Raw genomic sequence first — 24,130 nt, 5'->3', positions numbered from 1 at the left:
CTCCTTATACAAAGCGGCAGCTAATCGAACCCATGTTGCCGTAGTCCACATGGAAGGTATCGCCTTTGCTGGCTGTGACCGGGCGAGTGAACGAGCCACCGAGAATGACCTGCCCTGGCTCCAGCTGTACGTCGTAAGGCGCCAGCTTGTTCGCCAGCCATGCCACGCCGTTGGCCGGATGATTCAGAACACCTGCTGCAACGCCCGTCTCTTCGATCACGCCGTTGCGATAGAGCAGGGCGGAGATCCAGCGCAGATCCAGCGCGTCGGGTTTGATCGGACGTCCGCCGAGGATCACCCCGGCATTGGCGGCGTTATCCGAGATGGTGTCGAACACTTTGCGCGGGCGCTGCGTTTCCGGGTCGATGTTGTGACAGCGGGCGTCGATCAGCTCCAGCGCCGGGATCACGTAATCTGTCGCGTTGTAGACGTCGAACAGGGTGCAGTTCGGGCCGCGCAGCGGTTTTGCCAGTACGAAAGCCAGCTCGACTTCAATGCGTGGGACGATAAAGCGATCGGTTGGGATATCGCTGCCGTCATGGAAAAACATGTCGTCGAGTAACGCGCCGTAGTCCGGTTCGCTTATCTGCGAGCTGGCCTGCATCGCTTTTGAGGTCAGGCCGATTTTGTGGCCTTTCAGCACGCGTCCTTCGGCGATTTTCAGGCTGACCCATTCGCGTTGAACGGCGTAGGCGTCGTCGATGGTGATCGCCGGATAATCCAGCGAGATCTGGCGGATCTGCTCGCGGGATTGTTCCGCCTGATGCAGGCGCTGCGCAATCAGGGTATGGGTGTGTTTATCGAGCATGATAGTTTCCTTTGTGCTGCTGTTGCCGGATGGCGGCTTCGCTTATCCGGCCGACGGTTCGGTGCTGCGCCTTATCCGGTTTACGGTTTTGTGCTGTTGTAGGCCCGGTAAGCGCAGCGCCACCGGGCAAAAAGCGCGTTACTTAAATAACGCGTGCACATTGTTTTGTTTGTAATTCAGCGTCGGATGCAGCTCGTCGAGTTCAAACGACAGCGCCAGATAGCGGTTTGCCATCAGGTCGGCGAAATGGGTTTTAATCAGCGCAAACAGCATCTCGCCCACTTCCTGACGGCTCTCCAGACTGCGCCCGGTGCCGATTTTCAGCGTCATATGCACAAACGCGTAGTCGTGTTGACCGTCGGCCATCTGCCAGGTATCCAGCCAGTGTGCGCGGCTGCGGATACCGCCGAGCGGGAAAATACCGGTGGCGGCAAGCGCGGCGTTAACTTTGGCGAACAGCCCCGGCAAGTCGGCCTGTTCACGGATGTTGTCGGTACATTCAGCAATAAAGTGCGGCATAATTTCTCCTCAGGCGGGCAGCGGGAAAACGGCGTTGACCTGGCCGGTGCCGGAACTGGCGAATAATTCGGTGAGGAACTCCACCTTGCCGTCGTATTTGTCCCAGCCGAGCATCCCCAGCAGCATCACCGTGTCGTGCATGTTGCCTTCGCCGTAGCAGTAGTCGGCGTACTCCGGCAACATGCTGCAAAATTCTTTAAACTTCCCTTCGCGCCACAGCTTGACCACCCGTTCGTCCATCTGACGATCAAACTCGCGGGTGTAGCTGTTCATCCCTTCTTCCGCGCGCTGGTCGTCGATGAAACGGTGCGACAACGAGCCGCTGGCGAGCACCGCCACGGTGCCGTCGTATTTTTCAATCGCGCTGACGATCGCCTCGCCAAGCTTGCGGCTGTCGGCAAAGTCATGAACGGTACAAAAGGCGGAAATCGACACCACTTTGAACTGCTTGTCGCTGTTCATGTAGCGCATCGGCACCAGCGTGCCGTACTCCAGTTTGAGGCTCGGAATGTTGTGCGCTTTCGCCCGCACGCCCAGCTTTACCGCTTCGTCGGCAATCAACTGACCCAGCTCCGGGTTGCCGTCGTAGTCGTAGGTCATGTCGCGGATAAAATGCGGCAGTTCGTTACTGGTATAAATGCCGGAAAAATGGTCCGCGCAGTTGATGTGGTAGGCGCTGTTCACCAGCCAGTGGGTGTCGAACACGATAATGGTGTCGACGCCCATTTCGCGGCAGCGATGGCTGATCTCTTTGTGTCCGTCAATCGCCGCCTGGCGGCAGCCGTGGTTTTTCCCCGGCAGCTCAGACAGGTACATCGACGGGACGTGGGTGATTTTTGCGGCTAACGCTAATGTGCCCATATCAGACTCCCCATTTCGGGATCGGATGGTCGCCCATAGAAATGCAGACGTTCTTCATTTCGGCGAACACCTCAAAGCTGTATTCCCCGCCTTCACGTCCGGTGCCGGAGGCTTTGACGCCGCCAAACGGCTGGCGCAGATCGCGTACGTTCTGGGTATTCACAAACACCATGCCCGCTTCGATATTGCGCGCCAGACGCAGCACTTTGCTGACGTCCTGAGTCCAGATGTAAGACGCAAGGCCGTATTCCACGTCGTTGGCCAGACGCAGACCTTCCGCCTCGTCTTTGAACGGCATCAGGCAGGCGACCGGCCCGAAGATCTCTTCCTGGGACACGCGCATCCGGTTGTCGACGTCTGCCAGCACCGTTGGGCGCAGGAAGTTGCCGTTTCTCAGATGAGCAGGCAGATCGGTCGGTTTGTCCGGGCCGCCCGCCAGCAGAGTTGCCCCTTCTTCAATGCCGAGGCGAATATAGCCGGAGACTTTTTCCCAGTGCTGCTGGCTAATCAGCGCGCCGACCTGAGTGTTCGGATCGTTCGGATCGCCTACGCGCAGGCGGTTGGCGCGTTCGGCAAAGCGTTTGACGAATTCCGGGTAGATGCTCTGCTGAATAAAGATGCGCGAGCCCGCGGTGCAACGCTCGCCGTTGATTGAGAAGATGGTGAACAGCGCGGCGTCCAGCGCGCGCTCGATGTCGGCGTCTTCAAAAATCAGCACCGGCGATTTGCCGCCCAGTTCCATTGAATATTTCTTCAGCCCGGCGTTTTTCATGATGTTGCGCCCGGTGGCGGTGCCGCCGGTAAACGAAACCGCCCGCACGTCGTGATGACGCACCAGCGCGTCGCCCGCAGTCGCGCCGTAGCCCTGCACCACGTTCAGCACGCCCGCCGGAATGCCCGCTTCCAGCGCCAGTTCGCCCAGACGGTCAGCGGTCAGCGGCGAGAGTTCAGACATCTTCAGCACCGCCGTGTTGCCCAGCGCCAGACACGGCGCGACTTTCCAGGTGGCGGTCATAAACGGCACGTTCCACGGCGACACCAGCGCACAAACGCCCACCGGCTGCACCAGCGTGTAGTTGAGCATCTTGTCGTCGACCGGATAGGTCTTGCCGTTCATCTGCTGGCAGACTTCGGCGAAAAATTCGAAGTTGTGAGAGGCGCGTGGGATCAGGACGTTTTTGGTCTGATGGATAGGCAGACCGGTGTCGGCGGTTTCCATCGCCGCGATCTCTGGCACGTTCTGGTCGATCAGGTCACCGAGGCGGCGCATCAGGCGCGCGCGCTCTTTCATCGGCAGGTTGGCCCATTTCGGGAACGCTTCTTTCGCCGCCGCTACCGCCTGGTTAATCTCCGCTTCACCGCCGGAAGCCACTTCCGCCAGTACTTCCCCGCTGGCCGGATTGGTGGTGTGGAAGTAGTCGGTACCCGCCACATTTTTGCCGTTGATCCAATGGTTTATTTTTTTCATTTCGCGCTTTCCTCACTCACAATTCGGTTGACCAGGCGGCCCACGCCTTCCACTTCCACGACGACTTCATCGCCCGGCACCACGTCGGACAGCCCTTTTGGCGTGCCGGTGGCGATCATGTCGCCCGGTTGCAGTGTCATAAATTCGCTCAGGTAAGCGATCAAAAACGGGATGTTGAAGATAAGATCGGCAGTGGTGCCCTGCTGGCGCAATTCGCCGTTGACGAAGGTGCGCAGGGCTAAGTTGTGCGGATCCGGGATGGCTGCTTTATCAACGATCCACGGCGCAATCGGGGTCAGACCGTCGCGGCTTTTCACCCTCAGGTTGGGGCGGTAGTAGTTTTCCAGGTAGTCACGGATGGCGTAGTCGTTGCAAATCGTATAGCCCGCCACATAGTCCATCGCGTCGGCTTCGGCGACGTTGCGCGCCGTTTTGCCAATCACCACCACCAGCTCCGCCTCGTAGTGCATGTACTCGACGTTGTTCGGGCGCACGGAGGTTTGTCCGTCACCGGTAAATGAGTTTGGCGCTTTGATAAACACCAGCGGCTCTTCCGGCGGCGTAAATTCCAGTTCGCTGGCGTGGTCGGCGTAGTTCAGACCCAGCGCGAACAGGGTGCCGTGAGGGTGCGAAAGCGCAGGCCGCGTTCGGGTTTCCGTGATGTCGCGTGCGTCCACCACCGGGTTTTCCAGCGGCGGGAAACCCTCTGCCAGAATACGCACCTGGTCGCCGGGGCGAATTTCCACGCGTGCCTGCGGAGTGCCTACCAGGATGGCGTCGCCCGGGTTAAGGGTGGCGAATTCGCTGAGCGCGCTGAGCAGTTCGGCAGCGCTGCGTTGCAGGTCGGCAGTGTTCCAGCGATCGGCTTCGCGACCGCTGATTTCAGTGATAATCGTCAGGTTATCGACGTTTTTCAGCGCCACTGTTTCGCCCAGCGGGCAGAAACCGTCGCGGCATTTGGCTTTGATGGCCGGGCGGTAGAAACTCTCTTCCGGCAGGCTGACCTCGTTGGCCAGTGCGTAACCGGCGATGTAATTCGCCGCCGCTTCAACCGGGACGTTACGGGCTGTTTTGCCGACCACCAGCGCGACCGTCGCACCGCTTTGCACCTTCTCGCCCTGTGGATGCGGGATGGCTTCGCCGTGACGAATCACGGTGTTTTGCGGTTTGATAAACCAGACAGCCGTCTTCGGCGGTGCTTTATACGGGGCCTGCGTAAACGCGTCGCGCCAGGCATCAAGCTGGCTGCGGTGGTTTAACGCGACGGCAAAAACAGTACCTTTCATACACAAACTCCTCAGGGTGAAATACCACACTGTGATTTCATTAATATATTAATGATTTGGTTGTATGCTTTTGCTTCTCGTTTGGCAAATGGAAGTGAAATATTTGTGATGATAATAACAATAAATTTACATATGAAATTTAATGTTTATACTTATCATGTGATTAAGAAAATGGTGTGGTTTCTGTTAGACTTTTTCGCCTAAAACATCTTGTTTATAAAAACATCAATAACGAATTGTTTATCTGTTAATGATTTTTCCAGGGGAAGACCATGCATGACTCTTTAACCATTGCACTGTTGCAGGCACGGGAAGCGGCAATGTCTTACTTTCGGCCCATCGTGAAGCAACACAATCTGACGGAACAACAGTGGCGCATCGTGCGCGTACTGGCGGAACATCCGTCTATCGACTTCCACGATCTGGCGTTTCGTACCTGCATTTTGCGCCCGAGCCTGACCGGCATTCTGACGCGGATGGAACGTGATGGGCTGGTGTTGCGATTAAAGCCGGTGAATGACCAGCGAAAACTGTATGTGTCGCTGACGAAAGCCGGAAATGCGCTGTATGAACATGCGCAGGCGCAGGTGGAAGAGGCGTACCGGCAAATTGAAGCGGAATACACGCCAGAGAAGATGCAACAACTGACGGCGCTGCTGGGCGAGTTTATTGCGCTCGGCAACCGCCATATTGCCGAACGTGGGGAAGAAGAGTAACTACGCGTCCGGGTTCGCCAGATGAATCAGCGTTTCGGTTCTGGCGGGGGAAAGCGGTTCACGTGGCTGGGGCAGCGGCCACTGATAGAGCCAGCGGGCGCTGGTGGCACAGGTTTTTCCCTGACAGGCGCCCATACCGCAGCGTGAGGCCAGCTTTGCGGTTTGCCAGTTTTTCGCCCCGGCAACGTCGCCGCAGCGCACATCTTCACAGCGGCAGAGCAATGTTTCTGGCGTGACCACCTCTTTCAGCGTGTCGGGCAGGGCAAACGTGGCATTCAGCGCGTCGGCAAAACGTTGCCAGCGATCGCGTTTTTTGAGCGCGTCGATCGCGCTGTCCGGGCGCTGTGCCGCGATATACCCGGCCACTTCCCCTTCCGCCAGCGCCAGTTCGCTGCCGCCAAACCCCGTACACTCTCCAGCGGCGAAAATATCGGGCTGACTGGTGCGCTGCTGCGCATCCACGGTGATGGCATTGTTTGCTGTCGCACAGCCAAAAATCAGCGCCGGTTCAAGGTTGGGCACCAGGCCATAGCCAATGGCGAGACGGTCACAGGCGATTTCCCGAATTTTACCGTGTTGGCGCACGGTGACCGCCCGCAGTTTGTCATCGCCCAGCGCCTGCGTGACCTGGCTTGCGGTGGTGTAACCTGCTGGCGCAATGCCAAAAAGTTGGCGCAGTTTGTCTGGCCAGCGCCACAACCCCATCGCAAAGCGAACCAGCGCACTACGCGGTGCCTGTTCCACAATCGCAACAACATTGCCGCCCGCTTTGCGCACCGTATCGGCAACCGCCAGCAGCAACGGGCCGCTACCGGCAATAACCACCCGTTCGCCGTTAAGCGGTAAACCCTGCTTGATCTGCGCCTGTAAACCGCCTGCGCCAGTGACGCCAGGCAGCGTCCAGCCGGGAAAGGGCAGCGAGAGCTCGCGCGCGCCGCAGCATAAAATTAATCGCTGCCAGTGGACAATCCCGCAGTTTTCGGCGGTTTCAAACAGCACGCTGTGTGAGGAGGGACGGGCAATCAGACGGGCTGCGGACAAATGCGTGATCCGCGATTCGCGTGCCACGGCGTCACGGTAGCGTCTGGCGAGCGGCGGGAGTGCGACCTGTGGCCCGTCGCGCCAGATTTGCCCGCCGGGTCGGGGGTTATCATCCAGAATGACCACCTGTTTGCCGCTTTGCGCTGCCGCCAGCGCGGCCGCCAGCCCGGCAGGCCCGGCGCCCAGGATCAGAATGTCACAATGCAGTGTGCGCATGGCAGCTCCTTTCTATTTTCATCTCCGGCTGGCATTCCGTCTGGCAGGCCAGCACCCGGCGTCCATTCACCGTCACGCGGCACTCCTGACAGACGCCCATTCCGCAAAACGGGGCGCGTGGGCGGTCGTGTACCGAGCGGCGCGTCACGGGGCTGCCGCTCATTGCCAGCGCGGCGGCGACGCTGATGTCCGCCGGAACCTGGCAGGGCAGGCCGTCAATAAACAGGGTAATGATTTTCATGCGCTGGCCTCCTGGCGTATCAGGCGTGCGGGCAGCCAGGCGTCCGGCGCGAACGCGGGTCGCTCGCCGAGGATCTGCGCACAGAGAAGCTCGGCGGTCGCCGGGGCGGTGGTCACGCCCAGCCCCTCATGACCGAGCGCCAGCCAGACGCCGGGGCGAGAAGGGTGCGGGCCGATAAGCGGATTGCCGTCTTCGGAGGCGGCGCGAAAACCGCTCCAGCAACGGATGATGTTCAGACTGGCGATGGCCGGTAAGAAATGGTGCGCGCGCTTGAGCATCATCGCCAGCAGCGGCAGATCCAGCTCACGATCGAGGGTGTCGAACTGGCGTGAAGAACCAATCAGCCATTGTCCGGTCGGGCGCGGCTGGACATTAAACGCCACCGACGTTCCCCCGGCGTGGGCGCTGGCGCCGTAGCCCAGTTCCACCAGTTGATGGTTGAGCGTTGCGCCGTAACGGTCGGTAATCGCCAGTTGGCCTTTTTTGGGGCGCAGCCAGTTTTCCTGCAACAGCGCGTTGGCGCCCAGGCCGCAGGCGACCACAATCGCGCGCGCCCGCAGACGTTTCCCGCTTTCCAGCACCACCTGGGGCGCATCGATTGAAACGGCCCCTTCGTTGACACAGGTGATGGCCTGCGCCGCATCGTCAATAAACCAGCGCGCCACGTTGGGGCGTAAACAATGCCGTCGCCCGGCACCCATAAACCGCCCGCCAGATTCGGCGTCAGCAGCGGTTCACGCGCGGCAACCTGCGCACGGGTCTGCATTTCGCTGGCGACCTGGTACGCTGCCATGCGCTGTTGTTTTTCCCCGGCGAGAGCCAGTTCTTGATCGTTTTCCGCCAGCCATAAGGTTCCGCAGCCGCGCCAGGCGCAGGTTTGCGGCATTCGTGACGTGAGTTCCCGCCAGCGCGCCAGCGACCAGGCCGACAGCGCCAGTTCGGCGGGATCGTCATCCATACAGACCAGATGCCCCATTCCGGCGGCGGTTGCCCCAGCGTGCCCGTCGTCGATAAGGGTGACGCGTTGCCCGCGCTTCGCCAGTTGCCAGGCACAGGCTGCGCCAATGATCCCGGCACCGATGACAATGACGTCGCTTTCTGTCACAGGGTTATCCCCCAGCGGAAAGGATCGTCCGCATTGAGGATCAACCGGTTGTCGCCGCACACCCACGCTTCACCGCGGATCGTCGGAATGACCTGAGCGCCTTTGCGGGTAAAACTGGCCGTAAACTGACTGCCGATGATGCTCGCCTGTCGCCAGATTTCTCCGGGATTCAGTTTGCCGTCATCGGCGAGGCACGCCAGTTTGGCGCTGGTGCCAGTGCCGCACGGCGAACGGTCCCACGCTTTGCCTGGACAGAGAACAAAGCTGCGACTGTCGGCACGGTAGTCACTGGCAAACAGCTCAATATGATCGATAACGCCATCATTTTCGCCACGGATCCCTGCCGCTTCCAGTCCTTCACGGATCGCCCACGCAAACTCGGTGAGGGCGGGGATCTGCTCTGGCGTGATATCGAAGGGATGATCGTTAACGAGGAAAAACCAGTTGCCGCCCCAGGCGATATCGCCAGTGACGGTGCCGTGTTGCGTGACCACGCTGACCTGTTTGCGCCAGCGATACGACGGCACGTTTTCGACCGACACGCTGCCGTCATCGTGGAGAGTGGCGGTGACATCACCCACCGGGGTTTCAATGCGGTGCTGGCCGGGCTTGATGCGCCCAAGCCAGGCCAGAGAAGCAATCAGCCCTATCGTGCCGTGACCGCACATATTCAGGAATCCGGCGTTGTTGAAAAAGATAACCCCGGCGGTGGCCTCGGGGGAGACGGGTTCGCACAGCAGCGCGCCGACCAGTACGTCATTTCCGCGAGGCTCCAGGATGATGGCTTTGCGCCACGCATCGTAATCGTTAGCAAAGCGTTCCCGACGCTGCGCCATCGTGCCGTTACCGAGATCCGGAAAACCCGCAACCACCAGGCGCGTCGGTTCGCCGCCGGTATGTGAGTCAATCACTCTGAGTTCGCTTTCCTGCTGTGTCGTTGTCATGAGATCTCCGAAACGTTAAAAGTTTGTTTCTAAATGCTGGCGCAACCCTGGCATTCCGGCTTGACTGCTTTCACCACGCCAGATGACGAAATCAGCACAGTACATCCGCATGTTTTTGCATGGTCTTCATATTTATTTCTTATTAATCATTTTGTTATGCCTGTGGTAAACCAAAAGACGCCCCTGCGCCAGTGCGTGAAACAGGGGAAATCGTAAACCACAGGCAGGATCGCAAAACGCGTCACTGGCGCTTGATGAGTTAACAAAAAGTTAATAAACATCCCTCGTCACTTATTGTGAGGAAGCGTTATGTCCTGTGTTTCTGATGACGTGTCGGGGAAAGCCCCGGCGCAAGAAATGGGGCTGGAGGTGGGTGAACTCAGCCAGATTTGCGAAGGGCTGGCCCGCCAGCGCCCGGAAAATATTCAGACTTTGTTGAATGCGATGGCGCTGATTGCGCCGTTACTCAACGCCATTCCCAACGTGGTCTTTTTTATCAAAGATGTGCAGGCAAGATACCTGCTGGTCAATATGACGCTGGCCCGTCGCTGCGGGTTCAAGAATGTGGTGTCGTTGCTGGGGAAAACCTCGGCGGATGTGTTTCCTTCTGCGCTGGGACAGGGTTATACCGAGCAGGATCTGCGGGTTCTGCGCGACGGCGTGACGCTGCGCGATCAGCTGGAGATGCATCTGTATAACGGTCGCGAGCGAGGCTGGTGCCTGACGCAGAAGCTGGCGCTGCGCGATATCCATGGGCGGGTGATCGGGATGGCCGGGATCTCCCACGATCTGCTGGAGACGCAGGCGCGTCATCCCGCATGGCAACGGCTGGCGATCGTCGACGATCATATCCGCAAACACTACCACCGCCCGATCGCAATGGAAGAGTTGACCGTGTTGAGCGGGATGTCGGTGGCGCAGATCGAACGCTACTGCAAACGCATTTTTCACCTGACGCCGCGTCAGATGATCCACAAAGTTCGCCTCGAAAAAGCCACCGAATTACTGGCCGGCACGACCCCCATCACCGATATCGCCTTGCAATGCGGCTATACCGATCACAGTGCGTTTAGCCGCCAGTTCAAAGCGATGACCGGCTCCACGCCACGGGATTTTCGCCTGACGCTGGCGGGCTGATCCTCCGTTTGCGACCTCCCTCAGGGAAGAGGGGAGAATCGCCACTGTGCTAATTTCGTCATCCTTGCAAAGGAAAACCCACAAGCCGCCGAACGCCTTAGCCGTCAATCTGTCAGTGAATATTCACCATTCGTTCACCAATGTTTAACAAATTGACGACAAGGAATCGAAAATGAGCAAAAAAGCTATTCACTGGAGCGGCGTATTTCCGGCCGTCAGCACACAGTTTCGCAGCGATTACTCACTGGATTTGGACGCCACCCACACGGTGATGAAAAACCTGGTCAAGGATGGTGTTTCAGGCCTGGTGGTTTGCGGCAGCGTGGGGGAGAACACCTCACTGACCACTCAGGAAAAATTACAAATTATCGAAGTGGCGAAAGACGCCGCTGGCGGCCAGATCCCGGTGATTGCCGGGGTGGCGGAGTTCACCACCGCGTTTGCTCAGAAGATGGCGAAAGAGGCCGAGAAGGTGGGCGTCGATGGCATTATGGTGATGCCTGCGCTGGTCTACTCTTCAAAACCGCATGAAACTGCCGCTCACTTTCGCTGTGTAGCGACCGCCACCGACCTGCCGATTATGGTTTACAACAACCCGCCGATTTACAAAAACGATGTCACGCCAGACATCCTGGCGACCCTCGCCGACTGCGACAACATCGTCTGTTTTAAAGATTCTTCCGGCGATACCCGTCGCTTTATCGATCTGCGTAATGCCGTAGGCGACCGCTTTGTGCTGTTCGCCGGGCTGGACGATGTGGTGGTTGAGAGCATTGCGGTGGGCGCTGAAGGCTGGATCTCCGGGATGTCGAACGCCTTCCCGCGTGAGGGCGAGACGCTGTTCCGTCTGGCAAAACAGCAACGTTACGAAGAGGCAATGGCGCTGTACCGCTGGTTTATGCCGCTGCTGCATCTCGATGCGCGCCCGGATCTGGTGCAGTGCATCAAGCTGTGTGAAGAGCTGCTGGGACGTGGCAGTGCGGTGACGCGTCCGCCGCGTCTTGCGCTGGAAGGCGAAACCCGCGCGCAGGTGGTGGCGGTGGTTGAACAGGCGCTGGCAACCCGTCCACAGTTGCCGGATGTCGGCCTCTGAACGCAGGAGTGAACATGACATTACGACAGTCTGAACAGGGTTTGCAGTTTATTGCCGGTCAGCGTGTTGGGGGTGGCGATGCCACCCTGCTCAGCCTGCGCGCCGAAGATGGCGAAGCCACCGGTTATCGTTTCCTGTCGGCCACCCGCGAGGAGGCCGCACAGGCGGCGCTGGCGGCAGAACGGGCATTCGCAGTGTATTCACAGACCACGCCTGAAGCACGGGCGCGGTTTCTCGAGGCTATCGCCAGTGAACTGGACGCGCTGGGCGAGGCGTTCTTTGCTATCGCGCATCAGGAAACGGCCTTGCCTCTGGCGCGTTTGCAGGGCGAGCGGGCGCGTACCAGCGGCCAGTTGCGGATGTTCGCCGGAGTATTGCGTCGCGGCGATACGCATGGCGTGCGCATTGATACCGCGTTACCCGATCGCCAGCCGCTGCCGCGTGCGGATTTGCGCCAGTATCAGGTGGCACTCGGGCCGGTTGCTGTCTTTGGCGCCAGTAATTTTCCGCTCGCCTTTTCGACCGCCGGAGGCGACACCGCCGCGGCGCTGGCCGCGGGTTGTCCGGTGGTGGTGAAAGCGCATCCAGGTCATATGGCGACGGCAGAATACACCGCACTGGCGGTATTGCGCGCGGCAGAGGCGTGCGGCATGCCAGCAGGCGTTTTCAATATGATTTTTGGCACCGATATTGGCGCAGACCTGGTGAGTCATCCGGCGATTCAGGCGGTGGGTTTTACCGGTTCTCTGCGCGGCGGGAAAGCGTTGCAACAACTGGCGCAGCAGCGCCCGCAGCCGATTCCGGTGTTTGCGGAGATGTCCGCCATTAATCCGCTGATGATTCTGCCTCAGGCGCTGGCGAAAAATGCCGAAACGCTGGCACGCGATTTGGTGGCTTCGTTCACGCTGGGCAGTGGTCAGTTTTGTACCAAGCCGGGGCTGATTCTGGTGATGCAGGGAGAAGGGGAGAGCCGTTTCTCTGATGCGTTGGTCGAGGCGGTGGAGCGCGCCCCGGCGCAGGTGATGCTCAATGCCACAACGCTTGCGCATTATCAGCAAGGCGTTAGCGCGCTGGATGCCCATCCGAATATTCAACGTATTGCGGGCCGCAATGAGAACGTCGTCGGACGTGCGCAGGCACGCCTGTACAAAGCACCTGCTTCGCTGCTGCTGGCAAAAGATCCGCTGTTGCAGGAGGAAGTGTTCGGGCCGCTGGCGGTGTTAGTGAGCGTGGCGGATGAGGCTGAACTGTGCGCCATTCTGCGAGTGATTCAGGGACAGCTCACCGCGACGGTGCATGCTGAAGCCGATGACCGACAACTGGCGGCGCGGTTGCTGCCAATGCTGGGCGAGAAAGCCGGGCGCGTGCTGTTTAACGGTTATCCCACCGGCGTGGAAGTGTGTGACGCGATGGTACACGGCGGCCCGTGGCCGGCGACCACCGATGCGCGCGGCACGTCGGTCGGCACCAAAGCCATCGAGCGTTTTTTGCGCCCGGTGTGTTTGCAAAACGTCCCTGGCGCGCTGTTGCCGCCTGCCGTGCAGGATGCCAATCCATTAAACCTGCTGCGCCTGGTGAACGGGCAGTGGACCCGGGAAGCGATTTCCCCCTCTGTTAACTGAAGGGCACAATCATGACGATTCACTCTACACCTCAATCTCAGACCCGGGTTGTTGAGTCGGGGAAATTTAAAAAGCAGCTAACGTTAACGGATCTGACGTTTATTGGACTGGGGGCGATTTTTGGTTCTGGCTGGCTGTTTGCCGCCAGCCATGTCGCCTCAATTGCCGGGCCTGCCGGTATCGCCTCGTGGGTGATCGGCGGTATCGCCGTGCTGCTGCTGGGCATTGTTTATTGTGAGCTGGGCGCGGCGTTGCCGCGTGCCGGGGGCATTATTCGTTACCCGGTGTTTTCTCACGGCGAGCTAATGGGGTATCTGCTGGGTTTTATTACGCTTATCGCGTTTTCCAGCCTGATCTCCATCGAAATCGTCGCGGCGCGTCAGTATGCCGCGGCCTGGTTCCCGGCTCTGACACAGCCCGGTTCCAGCGACCCGACGTTGCTCGGCTGGGTGGTGCAATTTTTGCTGCTCTGCTTTTTCTTTGCGCTGAACTACTACAGCGTGAAAACGTTCGCCCGCTCGAACAACATCATCAGCGTCCTGAAATTCCTGGTACCGCTGGTGGTGGTGATCACCCTGTTTGCCTTCTTTAAACCCGAAAACCTGCACGCGCAGGGGATTGCGCCGTTTGGCATGTCGGGCGTCGAGGCGGCGATAAGCGCAGGCGGGATAATCTTTGCCTATCTGGGGCTAACGCCGATTATCTCGGTTGCCAGTGAAGTGCAAAACCCGCAGCGAACCATTCCGGTGGCGCTGATTTTGTCGGTGGTGCTTTCGACGATTATCTATGTGCTGCTGCAAGTGGCGTTTCTGGGCAGTATCCCGACGGAGATGCTGAATGGCGGCTGGGCGGAAGTCAGTAAGCAGTTCTCTTTGCCGTATCGCGATATCGCCATTACGCTGGGGATGGGCTGGCTGGCGTTTATGGTGGTCAGTGACGCGATTGTTTCCCCGAGCGGAACCGGCAATATTTATATGAACGCGACGCCGCGCGTGATTTACGGTTGGGCGAAAGCGGGCACTTTCTTTAAAGCGTTTACCCACATTGATAAAGAGTCCGGTATTCCGCGTCCGGCGTTGTGGCTGACGTTTGGTTTATCGATTTTCTGGACGCTGCCGTTCCCGTCGTGGGAGCAGTTGATCAGCGTCGTTTCCGCCGCGCTGGTACTCAGTTACGCCATTGCGCCGGTCACGGCGGCAGGGCTGCGCCGGAATTCGCCGGATTTGCCGCGTCCGTTCCGCGTTCGCGCATTTCATATTATTGGCCCACTGTCGTTTGTTATCTCCGCGCTGATTGTCTTTTGGTCTGGCTGGGGAACGCTGTCGTGGTTGTTAGGGCTGCAGATCGTCATGTTTGTGGTGTATGTGCTGTGTAAATCCAAAGTGCCGGTGCATACCGTCAGTCTGGCGCAGCAGGTGAAGTCTTCGCTGTGGCTGGTCGGTTTTTACGCGCTGATTATGCTGTTCTCCTGGTTAGGCAGTTTTGGCGGTACAGGGGTGATTGGTCATCCGTGGGATACCGTGATTGTTGCGGTGATGTCGCTGGGAATTTACTACTGGGGCGAGCGGACTTGTCTACCACAAGCTAACTTTACTGGAGACGAAGAAGAGTAAAGGAGAAAGTAATGACAATGGTAAACCTCTCATTAACAGAGGCTTACTCGCTGGCGCATCAGGTGCTACGCGGGAATGGATTCAGTGAAGAGCATGCCGCTGTTGTGGCGCGCAACGTGACCAACGGGGAGCGCGATGGCTGCGCTTCCCACGGTTTATGGCGGCTGTTGGGGATTGTCGACACCTTACGCAAAGGTAAAGTGTCGCCAGACGCCATGCCGGTGGTGACCGATAACGCCCCGGCGATTGTGAAGGCAGATGCCGGCGGCGCGTTTTCGCTGCTGGCATTTGAACAGGCGTTACCGTTATTGATTGAGAAAACACGGCATTGCGGTATCGCGGCGCTGGCTATCAATCGCTGCGTTCATTTTTCGGCGCTGTTTGCCGATATTGAACCGCTCACAGACGCCGGACTGGTGGGTTACGCCTGTACGCCAAGTCACGCCTGGGTGGCGCCTGCCGGGGGCACGCGCCCGCTGTTTGGCACTAACCCTATTGCGTTTGGCTGGCCGCGTGGCGAAAGGCCGCCGTTTATCTTTGATATGGCAACCAGCGCGGCGGCGCGGGGAGAGATCCAGCTTCATTTACGCGCCGGAAAACCGATCCCCGAAGGCTGGGGGGTAGACAGCGATGGGCAGCCGTCTACCGATCCGCAGGCGGTGCTGGATGGCGCGATGCTGACCTTTGGCGGGCATAAAGGCTCGGCGTTTGCGGCGATGGTCGAGCTGTTGGCTGGCCCGTTGATTGGCGATATGACCAGCGCGGAGTCGCTGGCCTGGGATAACGGCGCGGGTGGCTTACCTTATGGCGGCGAACTGATCCTGGCGTTTGATCCGACCCGTTTTCTGGGTCAGGAGGCGCATGTTCATCTGGCGCGGGCGGAAACGCTGTTTGATGCGATGCAGAGTCAGGGGGCGCGTTTGCCTGGCGAGCGGCGTTTTGTGGCGCGGGAAAAGGCAGAGCAGGAAGGCGTGGTCATTACCCGTACCTTGTACGATGACATCTGCGCGCTCAGGTAAGGTCATCAGGCGGTAGTCTGTCATGGCGTTTTTTGCCAGCATTTTGCACAAAATACCTGTGACAGACGTCGCTATTGCATAAAGTTTTCTCATTCCAGGCCGACAACCAGAGTATCTGTCTAGCGGAATGAGAAAACATGTTAAAACGAATTAAGATTGTGACCAGCTTACTGCTGGTGTTGGCAATATTTGGCCTTTTACAACTGACCTCGGGCGGTTTGTTCTTTAACTCATTGAAAAATGACAAAGAAAACTTCACCGTTCTACAGACCATTCGCCAGCAGCAGTCCACGCTGAATTCCAGTTGGGTTGCGCTGCTACAAACACGTAATACCCTCAACCGGGCGGGTATCCGCTACATGATGGATCAGAACAATATCGGCAGCGGCGCCACCGTTGTCGATCTGATGCAGATTGCGAGCACCTCCCTGAAACAGGCGGAAAAACACTGGGCCGATTACGAAGCACTGCCGCGCGATCCGCGTCAGAGCGAAGCGGCGGCTGTTGAGATCAAACGTAGCTACGATATCTATCACAATGCGTTGGCGGAACTGATCCAGTTGTTGGGCTCGGGTAAGATCAACGAGTTCTTTGATCAACCGACGCAGGGCTATCAGGACGGTTTTGAAAAACCGTATATGGCCTATATGCAGCAGAATGATCGCCTGTATGACATTGCGGTCGAAGACAATAATAGCTCTTACAGCCAGGCGATGTGGGTGCTGGTCAGCGTATTAATCGCGGTGCTGTTGGTGATTGTCGCCGTCTGGTTCGGTATTAAGTTCTCTTTACTCGAACCGATGAACCGCCTGATCGAGAGTATTCGTCATATCGCCGGGGGCGATCTGGTGAAGCGTATTGAGGTGGAAGGCTCTAACGAAATGGGCCAACTGGCGCAAAGCCTGCGCCATATGCAGGGTGAGCTGGTGCGTACCGTCGGCGATGTGCGCAACGGCGCTAATGCGATTTACAGCGGTGCCAGCGAAATCGCGATGGGCAACAACGATCTTTCTTCCCGTACTGAACAGCAGGCCGCCTCCCTGGAGGAAACCGCAGCCAGCATGGAAGAGCTGACCGCCACCGTGAAACAGAACGCCGAGAACGCCCGTCAGGCCAGCCATCTGGCGCTGAGTGCGTCAGAAACCGCGCAGAAAGGCGGTAAAGTGGTGGATAACGTGGTGCAAACTATGCGTGATATCGCCTCCAGTTCGCAGAAAATTGCCGACATTATCAGCGTGATCGACGGTATTGCTTTCCAGACTAACATTCTGGCGTTGAACGCGGCGGTAGAAGCGGCGCGTGCGGGCGAGCAGGGGCGCGGTTTTGCGGTGGTTGCCGGTGAAGTACGTAACCTGGCGCAGCGCAGTGCTCAGGCGGCGCGTGAGATTAAGAGCCTGATTGAAGACTCGGTCAGTCGCGTGGATGTTGGTTCGACGCTGGTCGAGAGCGCGGGCGAAACCATGGATGAGATTGTTAACGCAGTCACCCGCGTGACCGATATCATGGGCGAAATCGCTTCTGCCTCTGATGAGCAGAGTCGCGGTATCGACCAGGTCGGTCTGGCAGTCGCAGAGATGGATCGTGTGACGCAGCAGAACGCCTCGCTGGTGGAAGAGTCCGCCGCTGCGGCTGCTGCGCTGGAGGAACAGGCCAGCCGTCTGACTCAGGCGGTCGCCGTATTCCGTATCCAGCAGGAGCAACAGCGTTCTCGTGATGTTGTCGCCGCGAAAAGCGTTTCTGCGCCGGTACCGCCGCGTAAAGCCGCAGCTACCGATACCGGTGAGAACTGGGAAACGTTTTAATCGTGTGTTGTCGCGCCCTGTTGAGCAGGGCGCGACACATTTTTACAGCGCGGGCAGGAAGGTTGTCAGGGCCGGAATAAACGTCACCATCAGCAACACGACGATCAGCGCCGCTAATAGCGGTAACACTTCACGCAGGAAATCAGAAATTTTTGTTCCGGTAATCGACGTCGCGACGAACATCACCGTTCCCATGGGTGGCGTCAGGCAACCGATGGCCAGGTTCAGGATCATCATCACACCGAAGTGAATCGGATCGATACCCAGCAAACGTACTGTTGGCATTAATAGCGGAACCAGTACGATGATGGCGGCGTTTCCTTCAATAAACATCCCCAGAAACAACAGAACCAGGTTCACGATCAGCAGGAACATGTAAGGATTATCAGAGAATCCTGTCATCACCACGGCCAGATCCTGCGCAATCTGTTCGTTCGTTAATACCCATGCCAGCGCCGAGCAGGTCATGATGATGAGCATGACGCTTGCCGTTGAGCGTGCCGTTTCCAGTAACGATGCCGCGATATCTTTCAGCGTCATTTCACGATAGAAAACGGTTCCGATAATAATCACAAACACTGCGGCAATGGCGCCTGCTTCCGTCGGGGTGAAAATCCCAAAGCGGATCCCGCCGATAATCACCAGAATCAAAATTAATGCCGAGGTGGCACCTTTACCCGTTTCCCAAAGCTCGCGGCATGTCGGGCCATGGGCTCTGGCAGGGCGATAACCACGTTTTTTCGCGATTAAATAGATAGTGAACATCAGCGCGACGCAGCACAACAGTCCCGGAATGATCGCAGCCATAAACATTTTTCCGATGGAGACATCGGCGACAAAACCGTAAATGATCAGGGCGATTCCCGGGGGAATGATTGGCGTGATAAGCGACCCGGCCGCGGTGACGGCGGTAGAGAAACTTTTGCTGTAGCCGAGTTTGGTCATTTCCGGCACCAGCATTTTTGACAACATCGCACAGTCAGCCAGGTTAGATGCCGACAGGCCTCCCATCATGGTACTGAGCAGAACGTTGGACTGGGCTAGCCCGCCCGGATAGTGGCCAGAGAGCACCCCGGTAAATCGCAGCATACGGTGCGTAATACCGGTGTAATTCAGCAAGTTACCGAGCAGGATGAAGAACGGAATTGCCAGTAACGTGACGTTTTCGCCCGCGCCAATAATACGTTGCACAGCGATCAGCGGCGAAATGTCGCCCGCCATATAAAAGTAAGTCAGTATCGCGACCAGTACGCTGATGAATATCGGCGTGTTCAGAATAAACAGAAACAATAAGACAATACACGCGATCGCTACTGACATACGACCTCCCTGCGTTTCAGTTTTTGAATGTCTTGCCAGAGGTGTTGCAGGCAAAACATCACCATGATCCCAGCGCCTGTCGGCACAGCAAAATCGATGTACAGATAGGAAACCCCAAGAATGGGGGTGATTTTATCGACGGCGATGAGTGAAAGCTCATAGCCGAGATAGCCAAATGTTGACAGTGAGACAATGGAAATCATATGGGTGATGATGGCGCAGGATAGACGCCAGTTTTCCGGCAGCATGGAGGTGAAGGCATCAATACTGACGTGCATACGATGGCCCATTGCTGAGGCCGCACCAAGCATAATCAACCAGATGTAACAGATGATCAGCGCTTCCTCACCCCAGATCAGTGGGGCGTTAAGCAGCCAGCGCATCAGTACGGCCGCTACCGTAATGAGCACAATCCCACCTGCCATCAGGCAGGCCAGAATATCGCTGAATTTATTGAGAAACCGAAACATAGTCATACCTATACGGCGATACTTTTTCAGAGAGAGGAAAACGCGCAGGCAATGTGCTGCGCGATTGTTCCGTTACTGTGCAATGATTTCCTGTGTTTTTTCATACAATCCTGGCGTCCATTCCGGGAATTTTGTGTAGAACGGTTTTGACGCTTCGCGGAACAGATTGCGATCAACTTCGACGACGGTGACACCTTCTGCCTTCATCTTCTCAATCAGCTCTTGTTCTTCCTTTTGAACGAGCTCAGTCAAGTATTTCCCTGCTTGATCGCCGGAGTTCACCAGGGCGGTCTGAATTTCTGGCGGCAGTTTTTTGTAGGTATTGCTTCCCATCACCAGGTTAGTCACGTTTTCGACATGGCCGGTGAGGATCAGGAATTTAGCCGCTTCATGATGTTTTTGTCCGTACAACACCGGAATCGGGTTTTCCGCGCCATCAATAACTTTCAGGTTCAGCGAGGTGTAGACTTCAGCGAGAGGAAGTGGCGTCGGGGTTGCGCCCATCGCTTTCATGCCTTCAATTTGAATGCGGTTGTTCGGAACGCGAATTTTGAGGCCTTTCAGATCTTCTGGTTTGGTGACCATTTTGGTGGTCAGCATATGACGCGTACCATACAGCCAGTCTTTAGAGACGATGTGCAGGCCTTTAGCATCCAGTTTGTTTTCCAGATCCTTGTACCAGTCTGACTGGTTGAGTTTGAAAATGTCCTTATAGCTGTTGCCAACGTAAGGACCAAACATAATGCCAAAATCAGGCACATAGTCAGAGAAGAATGCGCCATCAGCGAGGGTAATCAGTGGACTACCCAGTTTCATTTGTTCAATGACATCTTTTTTCGAGCCTAATTGTGAACTGGGATAAACAACAAGCTCACCTTTACCACCGGTTTGTTCATTAAATAAGCGTGCCCATTCACGGATCGCCTTATCAAAAGGTTCTCCTGGGTTGTTTTCGTAGGCAACTTTTAACGTATATTCGGCAGCGGCTAATGCGGAATTGCTAAAAGAGACAGTGGCGAGTATAGAGCCAACGGCGAATGCTAGTAACGTATTTCTTTTTTTAGACATCAGACTCATTATTACTCTCCATTTTTTTAGTGGGTACTGAGGGTATTATTATCTTTCCCGGTTTTTCGGGATATATTACAGAGTTTCTAAACTATTTATTTTTATGCGTATTGATTGTCTTAAAATGTTTATCAGAGCCTAAAATGTCTTATTAATGGATGGTTATTTTTATTAAGAAATTGTGGCTACGGTAATGGTTTGCTGTTTTTAATCGGTATTTAAAGTCTTCTGGGTTTGCTACTCGTCGTGTTGATGGAGTGGATCATGGTCTGCCGGGCGGTTTGCAGGTGCTGGCGTAATGCCGCTGTGGCGCTGAGGTCGTTTCGGCAGATTAGGGCGCTGAGAATCGTCATATGCTCATTGACAGCAACGATATTTCTTTGCTTGAGATCGCTCTCATCCCATTGATAATGAAAGTGAAAAATAACGGAAATAATCTCCAGCGATTGATCGAAAAAGACATTTTCGGCGGCGCTGAGAATCAGGTTGTGAAAGTCCCGGTCTAGCAGGGAAAACATGCGATAGTTGTCACTGATCGTGTCGCGTAATGCGCGGTGACGATCGAGTAAATCTCGCGCTTTCTGCCAGCGGATATCCGTGACAGGGAGATTCAGGAAGTGTTGCAGGGCGTGGGTTTCCAGCATTTCCCGTATTTCGAAAAGCTGTTCGGCATAGCGTTGATCGAACTGTTGCATACGCCACAGACCCCGCCGTTCGCTGATAATCAGATTGTAACGCCCGAATTTTAAAAGATATTCCCGCACCACGACCGGGCTGACACCGGCAGCGCGCGCCAGTTGCAGTTCGGAAAAAGTCTCTCCTGCGCGTAACTGCCGTTGGTTAATCATGGTGAAAAAGGCGTGTTCGAAAATACGATTTTGCTCTGCCAGTGAGGCTGTAGTGCAGGCGAAACCGTCGTCATTATTGGGCTTGCGGGCGATCACGTAGTCGCTGCCAACTGGCGTCAGTACGCCGCATTCGCTTAAATGACTGAGCATATGGCGCACCGTGGTACGGCTGATGTTATACATCTCCGCCAGGGCGCTTTGCGAGGGGAGTGGGGACGGGATATGGCCGCGAGCCATATCATCGATCATCTGATTAATGACATTGTGACGTAAATTTTGCGAGCGGCTCATCGGTCTCTCCTTTTGGCGCGTATTAAAACCCGATTTAAAACATTTTTATGCGTCGGTATTCACAAATTACGTTTTCTGTCTCTTCGATATTTTTATTTTCATCGATATCTGATGCAACGAAAAACAGGAGAGCTGAATCATGTCAACGATGAACACGCTGATTTGCCAGGAACCGAAAAATTTAGTTTGGGAAGAACGTGAAATTCCTATTCCTGGTGAGGATGAGGCATTAATCAAAATTAAATCCGTAGGGATTTGCGGTACCGATATTCATGCCTGGGGAGGTAATCAACCTTTTTTCAGTTATCCTCGTGTATTGGGCCATGAAATATGTGGCGAAATTGCCGGGTTAGGTAAAAATATCCAGCATCTGAAAATGGGCCAACAGGTCGCCGTGATTCCCTACGTGGCCTGCCAGCAATGCCCGGCGTGTAACAGTGGACGTACCAACTGCTGTGAGAAAATTTCGGTGATTGGCGTGCATCAGGACGGCGGCTTTAGCGAGTATTTATCTGTTCCTGCGACTAACCTGCTGGCGGCGGACGGTATTGATCCGCAGGCGGCGGCGCTGATTGAGCCTTATGCCATTAGCGCACATGCGGTACGCCGGGCGGCGATTGCGCCAGGCGAGCAGGTACTGATTGTGGGGGCAGGGCCGATAGGACTCGGGGCGGCGGCTATTGCCAACGCCGACGGCGCGCAGGTGGTGGTTGCCGATACCAGCCCAGCCCGTCGGGAGCATGTGACTTCTCGCCTGGAACTCCCGGTGATTGATCCGTCTGCCGACGATTTTGACGCACAGTTACGTGCGCAATTCGGCGGATCCCTGGCGCTAAAAGTCATTGATGCGACGGGGAATCCGCATGCGATGAACAATAGCGTTAACCTGATTCGCCATGGTGGCAGCATTGTTTTCGTTGGACTATTCAAGGGGGACTTGCAGTTTTCCGACCCTGAGTTCCACAAGAAAGAGACCACCATGATGGGCAGTCGTAACGCCACGCCGGAGGATTTCGCCAAAGTCGGGCGTCTGATGGCGGAAGGTAAGCTGACCGCAGAGATGATGCTGACGCACCGCTATCCCTTCACCACCCTGGCGGAGATCTACGAAAGTGATGTGATTAACAACCGTGAGCTTATCAAAGGCGTGATTACTTTCTGACAGGGATAGAGTAATGAAGGCATTGAATAGAAAGAATTTTCCAGGTCATAACTACCCGACGAAAGTGATTCAGTTTGGTGAAGGCAATTTTCTGCGCGCGTTTGTCGACTGGCAACTGGATGTCCTTAATGAGACGACGGATTTGCAGGCGGGCATCACCCTTGTCCGCCCTATAAATACTGATTTTCCGCCGTCGCTCAATACCCAGGATGGCCTGTACACCACGGTGATACGGGGCCTGAACGAGCAGGGCGAGGCCGTTAGCGACGCGCGTTTGATCCGCTCGGTGAATAACGAGATTAACCCGTATCAGGATTTTGCCGGGTATCTGGCGCTGGCGCATAACCCTAATATCCGCTTTGTGTTTTCTAACACCACTGAGGCAGGGATCAGCTATCACGCAGGTGACAGTATTGACGATGCTCCGCCGGTGAGTTTCCCGGCGAAACTGACTCGCCTGTTGCTGGAGCGTTTTAATCACTTCAACGGTGCGCCAGACAAAGGCTGGGTGATCATTCCCTGCGAACTGATCGACTATAACGGCGATGCGCTCAAGGCGTTAATTCAGCGTTATGCACAGGAGTGGCAGTTGTCTGCGGCGTTTCTCGACTGGCTGGAAACAGCCAACACATTCTGCTCCACGTTGGTGGACAGAATCGTGACCGGTTATCCGCGTGAAGAGGCGCCAGCGCTGGAAGCACAGTTGGGGTATCACGATGCGTTTCTCGACACCGCCGAGCATTTTTATCTGTTTGTGATCCAGGGGCCGGCCTGGCTGGCAGACGCGCTGAAATTGACGGAATCTTCGCTGAATATTCGCATTGTCGCCGACATCAAGCCGTATAAAGAGCGTAAAGTCGCCATTCTCAATGGCGCGCATACCGCACTGGTGCCGGTGGCGTGGCTGTGTGGGCTGGATACGGTCGGCGAGGCGATGCAGGATGACGATGTGCGTCACTTTGTGGAAAAGGCGATTAACCAGGAGATTATCCCGGTTCTGGATCTGCCTGCTGCTGAGCTGCGTGAATTTGCCGATGCGGTGACCGGGCGTTTCCAGAATCCGTATATCCGCCATCAGCTACTTTCTATCGCGCTCAACGGCATGACGAAATTCCGCACGCGTATTTTGCCTCAGTTGCTGGCTGGTCGGCAGAACGGTACTTATCCCGTGCGGCTGACGTTTGCGCTTGCGGCGTTGATCGCGTTTTACCGTGGCGAACGGGCAGGTGAGACGTATCCACTCCAGGACGACGAGCAGTGGCTCACTCGCTATCAACAACTGTGGCCGCGTGTGGGTACAGATCTGACGTTGCATGAGCTGGTCAATGCCGTACTCAGCGATAACGCGCACTGGGGCGAGGATTTAACGCTGTTGCCAGGGCTTACCGCCCAGGTGACGGACTGCCTGGAAAAGGTACGGGTACAGGGAATGCGTCAGGCGGTGAAAGCGCTGGATTAAGGTTGCCATGCAGCGCCCGGA

At 56.4% G+C, this 24,130-nt stretch carries 21 protein-coding genes and 1 pseudogene; 9 read left to right on the top strand and 13 right to left on the bottom strand.

Annotated features, from left to right (window positions below):
* Window positions 1-4 precede the first annotated feature (4 nt).
* The 5 genes from hpaH to hpaG form a co-directional block, all read right to left on the bottom strand.
* A complete protein-coding gene (gene hpaH / locus ACO7SM_RS18595) occupies window positions 5-808 on the bottom strand; it encodes a 2-oxo-hept-4-ene-1,7-dioate hydratase (RefSeq protein WP_203359040.1) in 804 nt (267 codons plus the stop codon).
* Between the two features lie 138 nt (window positions 809-946).
* A complete protein-coding gene (locus ACO7SM_RS18590; protein ID WP_490468735.1) occupies window positions 947-1,327 on the bottom strand; it encodes a 5-carboxymethyl-2-hydroxymuconate Delta-isomerase in 381 nt (126 codons plus the stop codon).
* Window positions 1,328-1,336: 9 nt separating this feature from the next.
* Window positions 1,337-2,188, bottom strand: coding sequence for a 3,4-dihydroxyphenylacetate 2,3-dioxygenase (gene hpaD / locus ACO7SM_RS18585; protein WP_490468734.1), 852 nt, complete (start codon window positions 2,186-2,188; stop codon window positions 1,337-1,339).
* 1 nt (window position 2,189) lies between these two features.
* Window positions 2,190-3,656: a 5-carboxymethyl-2-hydroxymuconate semialdehyde dehydrogenase gene (gene hpaE / locus ACO7SM_RS18580; protein WP_490468733.1), complete on the bottom strand. Its 1,467-nt coding sequence runs from the start codon at window positions 3,654-3,656 to the stop codon at window positions 2,190-2,192.
* Complete coding sequence (hpaG, locus tag ACO7SM_RS18575) at window positions 3,653-4,942, bottom strand: 4-hydroxyphenylacetate degradation bifunctional isomerase/decarboxylase (RefSeq protein ID WP_490468732.1); 1,290 nt, start codon at window positions 4,940-4,942, stop codon at window positions 3,653-3,655. Before hpaG ends, hpaE begins: the two co-directional genes overlap by 4 nt.
* A gap of 272 nt (window positions 4,943-5,214) precedes the next feature.
* On the opposite strand from hpaG, the gene hpaR reads away from it, so the two are divergent.
* Window positions 5,215-5,658, top strand: a complete 444-nt coding sequence (hpaR, locus tag ACO7SM_RS18570; RefSeq protein ID WP_490468731.1) for a homoprotocatechuate degradation operon regulator HpaR — start codon at window positions 5,215-5,217, stop codon at window positions 5,656-5,658.
* Here the strand turns inward: hpaR and ACO7SM_RS18565 are convergent, their stop codons facing one another.
* The 4 genes and pseudogenes from ACO7SM_RS18565 to ACO7SM_RS18550 form a co-directional block, all read right to left on the bottom strand.
* Window positions 5,659-6,915: an FAD-dependent oxidoreductase gene (locus ACO7SM_RS18565; RefSeq protein ID WP_490468730.1), complete on the bottom strand. Its 1,257-nt coding sequence runs from the start codon at window positions 6,913-6,915 to the stop codon at window positions 5,659-5,661.
* Entirely contained in the window at window positions 6,896-7,156 is a 261-nt protein-coding gene (locus tag ACO7SM_RS18560) for a (2Fe-2S)-binding protein (protein WP_490468729.1), read from the bottom strand. Before ACO7SM_RS18560 ends, ACO7SM_RS18565 begins: the two co-directional genes overlap by 20 nt.
* Window positions 7,153-8,261: pseudogene (locus ACO7SM_RS18555) on the bottom strand (NAD(P)/FAD-dependent oxidoreductase). The gene ACO7SM_RS18560 and the pseudogene ACO7SM_RS18555 overlap by 4 nt, the downstream one beginning before the upstream one ends.
* Window positions 8,258-9,205 carry a 4-hydroxyproline epimerase gene (locus ACO7SM_RS18550; protein WP_490468728.1) on the bottom strand — a complete coding sequence of 316 codons (948 nt, stop codon included), beginning with the start codon at window positions 9,203-9,205 and terminating at the stop codon, window positions 8,258-8,260. The pseudogene ACO7SM_RS18555 and the gene ACO7SM_RS18550 overlap by 4 nt, the downstream one beginning before the upstream one ends.
* Window positions 9,206-9,514: 309 nt before the next feature.
* On the opposite strand from ACO7SM_RS18550, the gene ACO7SM_RS18545 reads away from it, so the two are divergent.
* From ACO7SM_RS18545 to tsr, 6 genes are all read left to right on the top strand, one after another.
* Window positions 9,515-10,342, top strand: a complete 828-nt coding sequence (locus tag ACO7SM_RS18545) for a helix-turn-helix domain-containing protein (RefSeq protein WP_490468727.1) — start codon at window positions 9,515-9,517, stop codon at window positions 10,340-10,342.
* Between the two features lie 172 nt (window positions 10,343-10,514).
* Window positions 10,515-11,435, top strand: a complete 921-nt coding sequence (locus ACO7SM_RS18540) for a dihydrodipicolinate synthase family protein (protein ID WP_490468726.1) — start codon at window positions 10,515-10,517, stop codon at window positions 11,433-11,435.
* Window positions 11,436-11,449: 14 nt separating this feature from the next.
* Complete coding sequence (locus tag ACO7SM_RS18535; RefSeq protein ID WP_490468725.1) at window positions 11,450-13,057, top strand: aldehyde dehydrogenase (NADP(+)); 1,608 nt, start codon at window positions 11,450-11,452, stop codon at window positions 13,055-13,057.
* An 11-nt stretch (window positions 13,058-13,068) separates the two neighbouring features.
* The gene (locus ACO7SM_RS18530; protein WP_490468724.1) at window positions 13,069-14,670 is read left to right on the top strand and encodes an APC family permease; all 1,602 of its coding nucleotides are present in this window, start codon (window positions 13,069-13,071) and stop codon (window positions 14,668-14,670) included.
* Between the two features lie 11 nt (window positions 14,671-14,681).
* A complete protein-coding gene (locus tag ACO7SM_RS18525; RefSeq protein WP_490468723.1) occupies window positions 14,682-15,689 on the top strand; it encodes an Ldh family oxidoreductase in 1,008 nt (335 codons plus the stop codon).
* Window positions 15,690-15,826: 137 nt separating this feature from the next.
* Window positions 15,827-17,491, top strand: coding sequence for a methyl-accepting chemotaxis protein (gene tsr / locus ACO7SM_RS18520; RefSeq protein WP_490468722.1), 1,665 nt, complete (start codon window positions 15,827-15,829; stop codon window positions 17,489-17,491).
* A 42-nt stretch (window positions 17,492-17,533) separates the two neighbouring features.
* Here the strand turns inward: tsr and ACO7SM_RS18515 are convergent, their stop codons facing one another.
* The 4 genes from ACO7SM_RS18515 to ACO7SM_RS18500 form a co-directional block, all read right to left on the bottom strand.
* Window positions 17,534-18,811 (bottom strand): TRAP transporter large permease, encoded by a 1,278-nt coding sequence (locus tag ACO7SM_RS18515; protein WP_490468721.1) that lies wholly within the window; start codon window positions 18,809-18,811, stop codon window positions 17,534-17,536.
* Complete coding sequence (locus tag ACO7SM_RS18510) at window positions 18,802-19,281, bottom strand: TRAP transporter small permease (RefSeq protein ID WP_490468720.1); 480 nt, start codon at window positions 19,279-19,281, stop codon at window positions 18,802-18,804. Before ACO7SM_RS18510 ends, ACO7SM_RS18515 begins: the two co-directional genes overlap by 10 nt.
* Window positions 19,282-19,353: 72 nt before the next feature.
* Window positions 19,354-20,349, bottom strand: a complete 996-nt coding sequence (locus ACO7SM_RS18505) for a C4-dicarboxylate TRAP transporter substrate-binding protein (protein WP_490468719.1) — start codon at window positions 20,347-20,349, stop codon at window positions 19,354-19,356.
* A gap of 218 nt (window positions 20,350-20,567) precedes the next feature.
* Window positions 20,568-21,488: a GntR family transcriptional regulator gene (locus ACO7SM_RS18500; protein ID WP_490468718.1), complete on the bottom strand. Its 921-nt coding sequence runs from the start codon at window positions 21,486-21,488 to the stop codon at window positions 20,568-20,570.
* Between the two features lie 139 nt (window positions 21,489-21,627).
* Between ACO7SM_RS18500 and ACO7SM_RS18495 the strand changes: the two genes are divergently transcribed.
* Both ACO7SM_RS18495 and ACO7SM_RS18490 read left to right on the top strand, forming a co-directional pair.
* Window positions 21,628-22,650, top strand: a complete 1,023-nt coding sequence (locus ACO7SM_RS18495) for a zinc-binding alcohol dehydrogenase family protein (RefSeq protein ID WP_490468717.1) — start codon at window positions 21,628-21,630, stop codon at window positions 22,648-22,650.
* 13 nt (window positions 22,651-22,663) lie between these two features.
* A complete protein-coding gene (locus ACO7SM_RS18490; protein WP_490468716.1) occupies window positions 22,664-24,109 on the top strand; it encodes a tagaturonate reductase in 1,446 nt (481 codons plus the stop codon).
* The last annotated feature ends 21 nt before the right edge of the window (window positions 24,110-24,130 follow it).

This window comes from Citrobacter sp. LJND-P06 (assembly GCF_058188415.1).
This window is presented reverse-complemented; position numbering and strand designations above follow the sequence as displayed.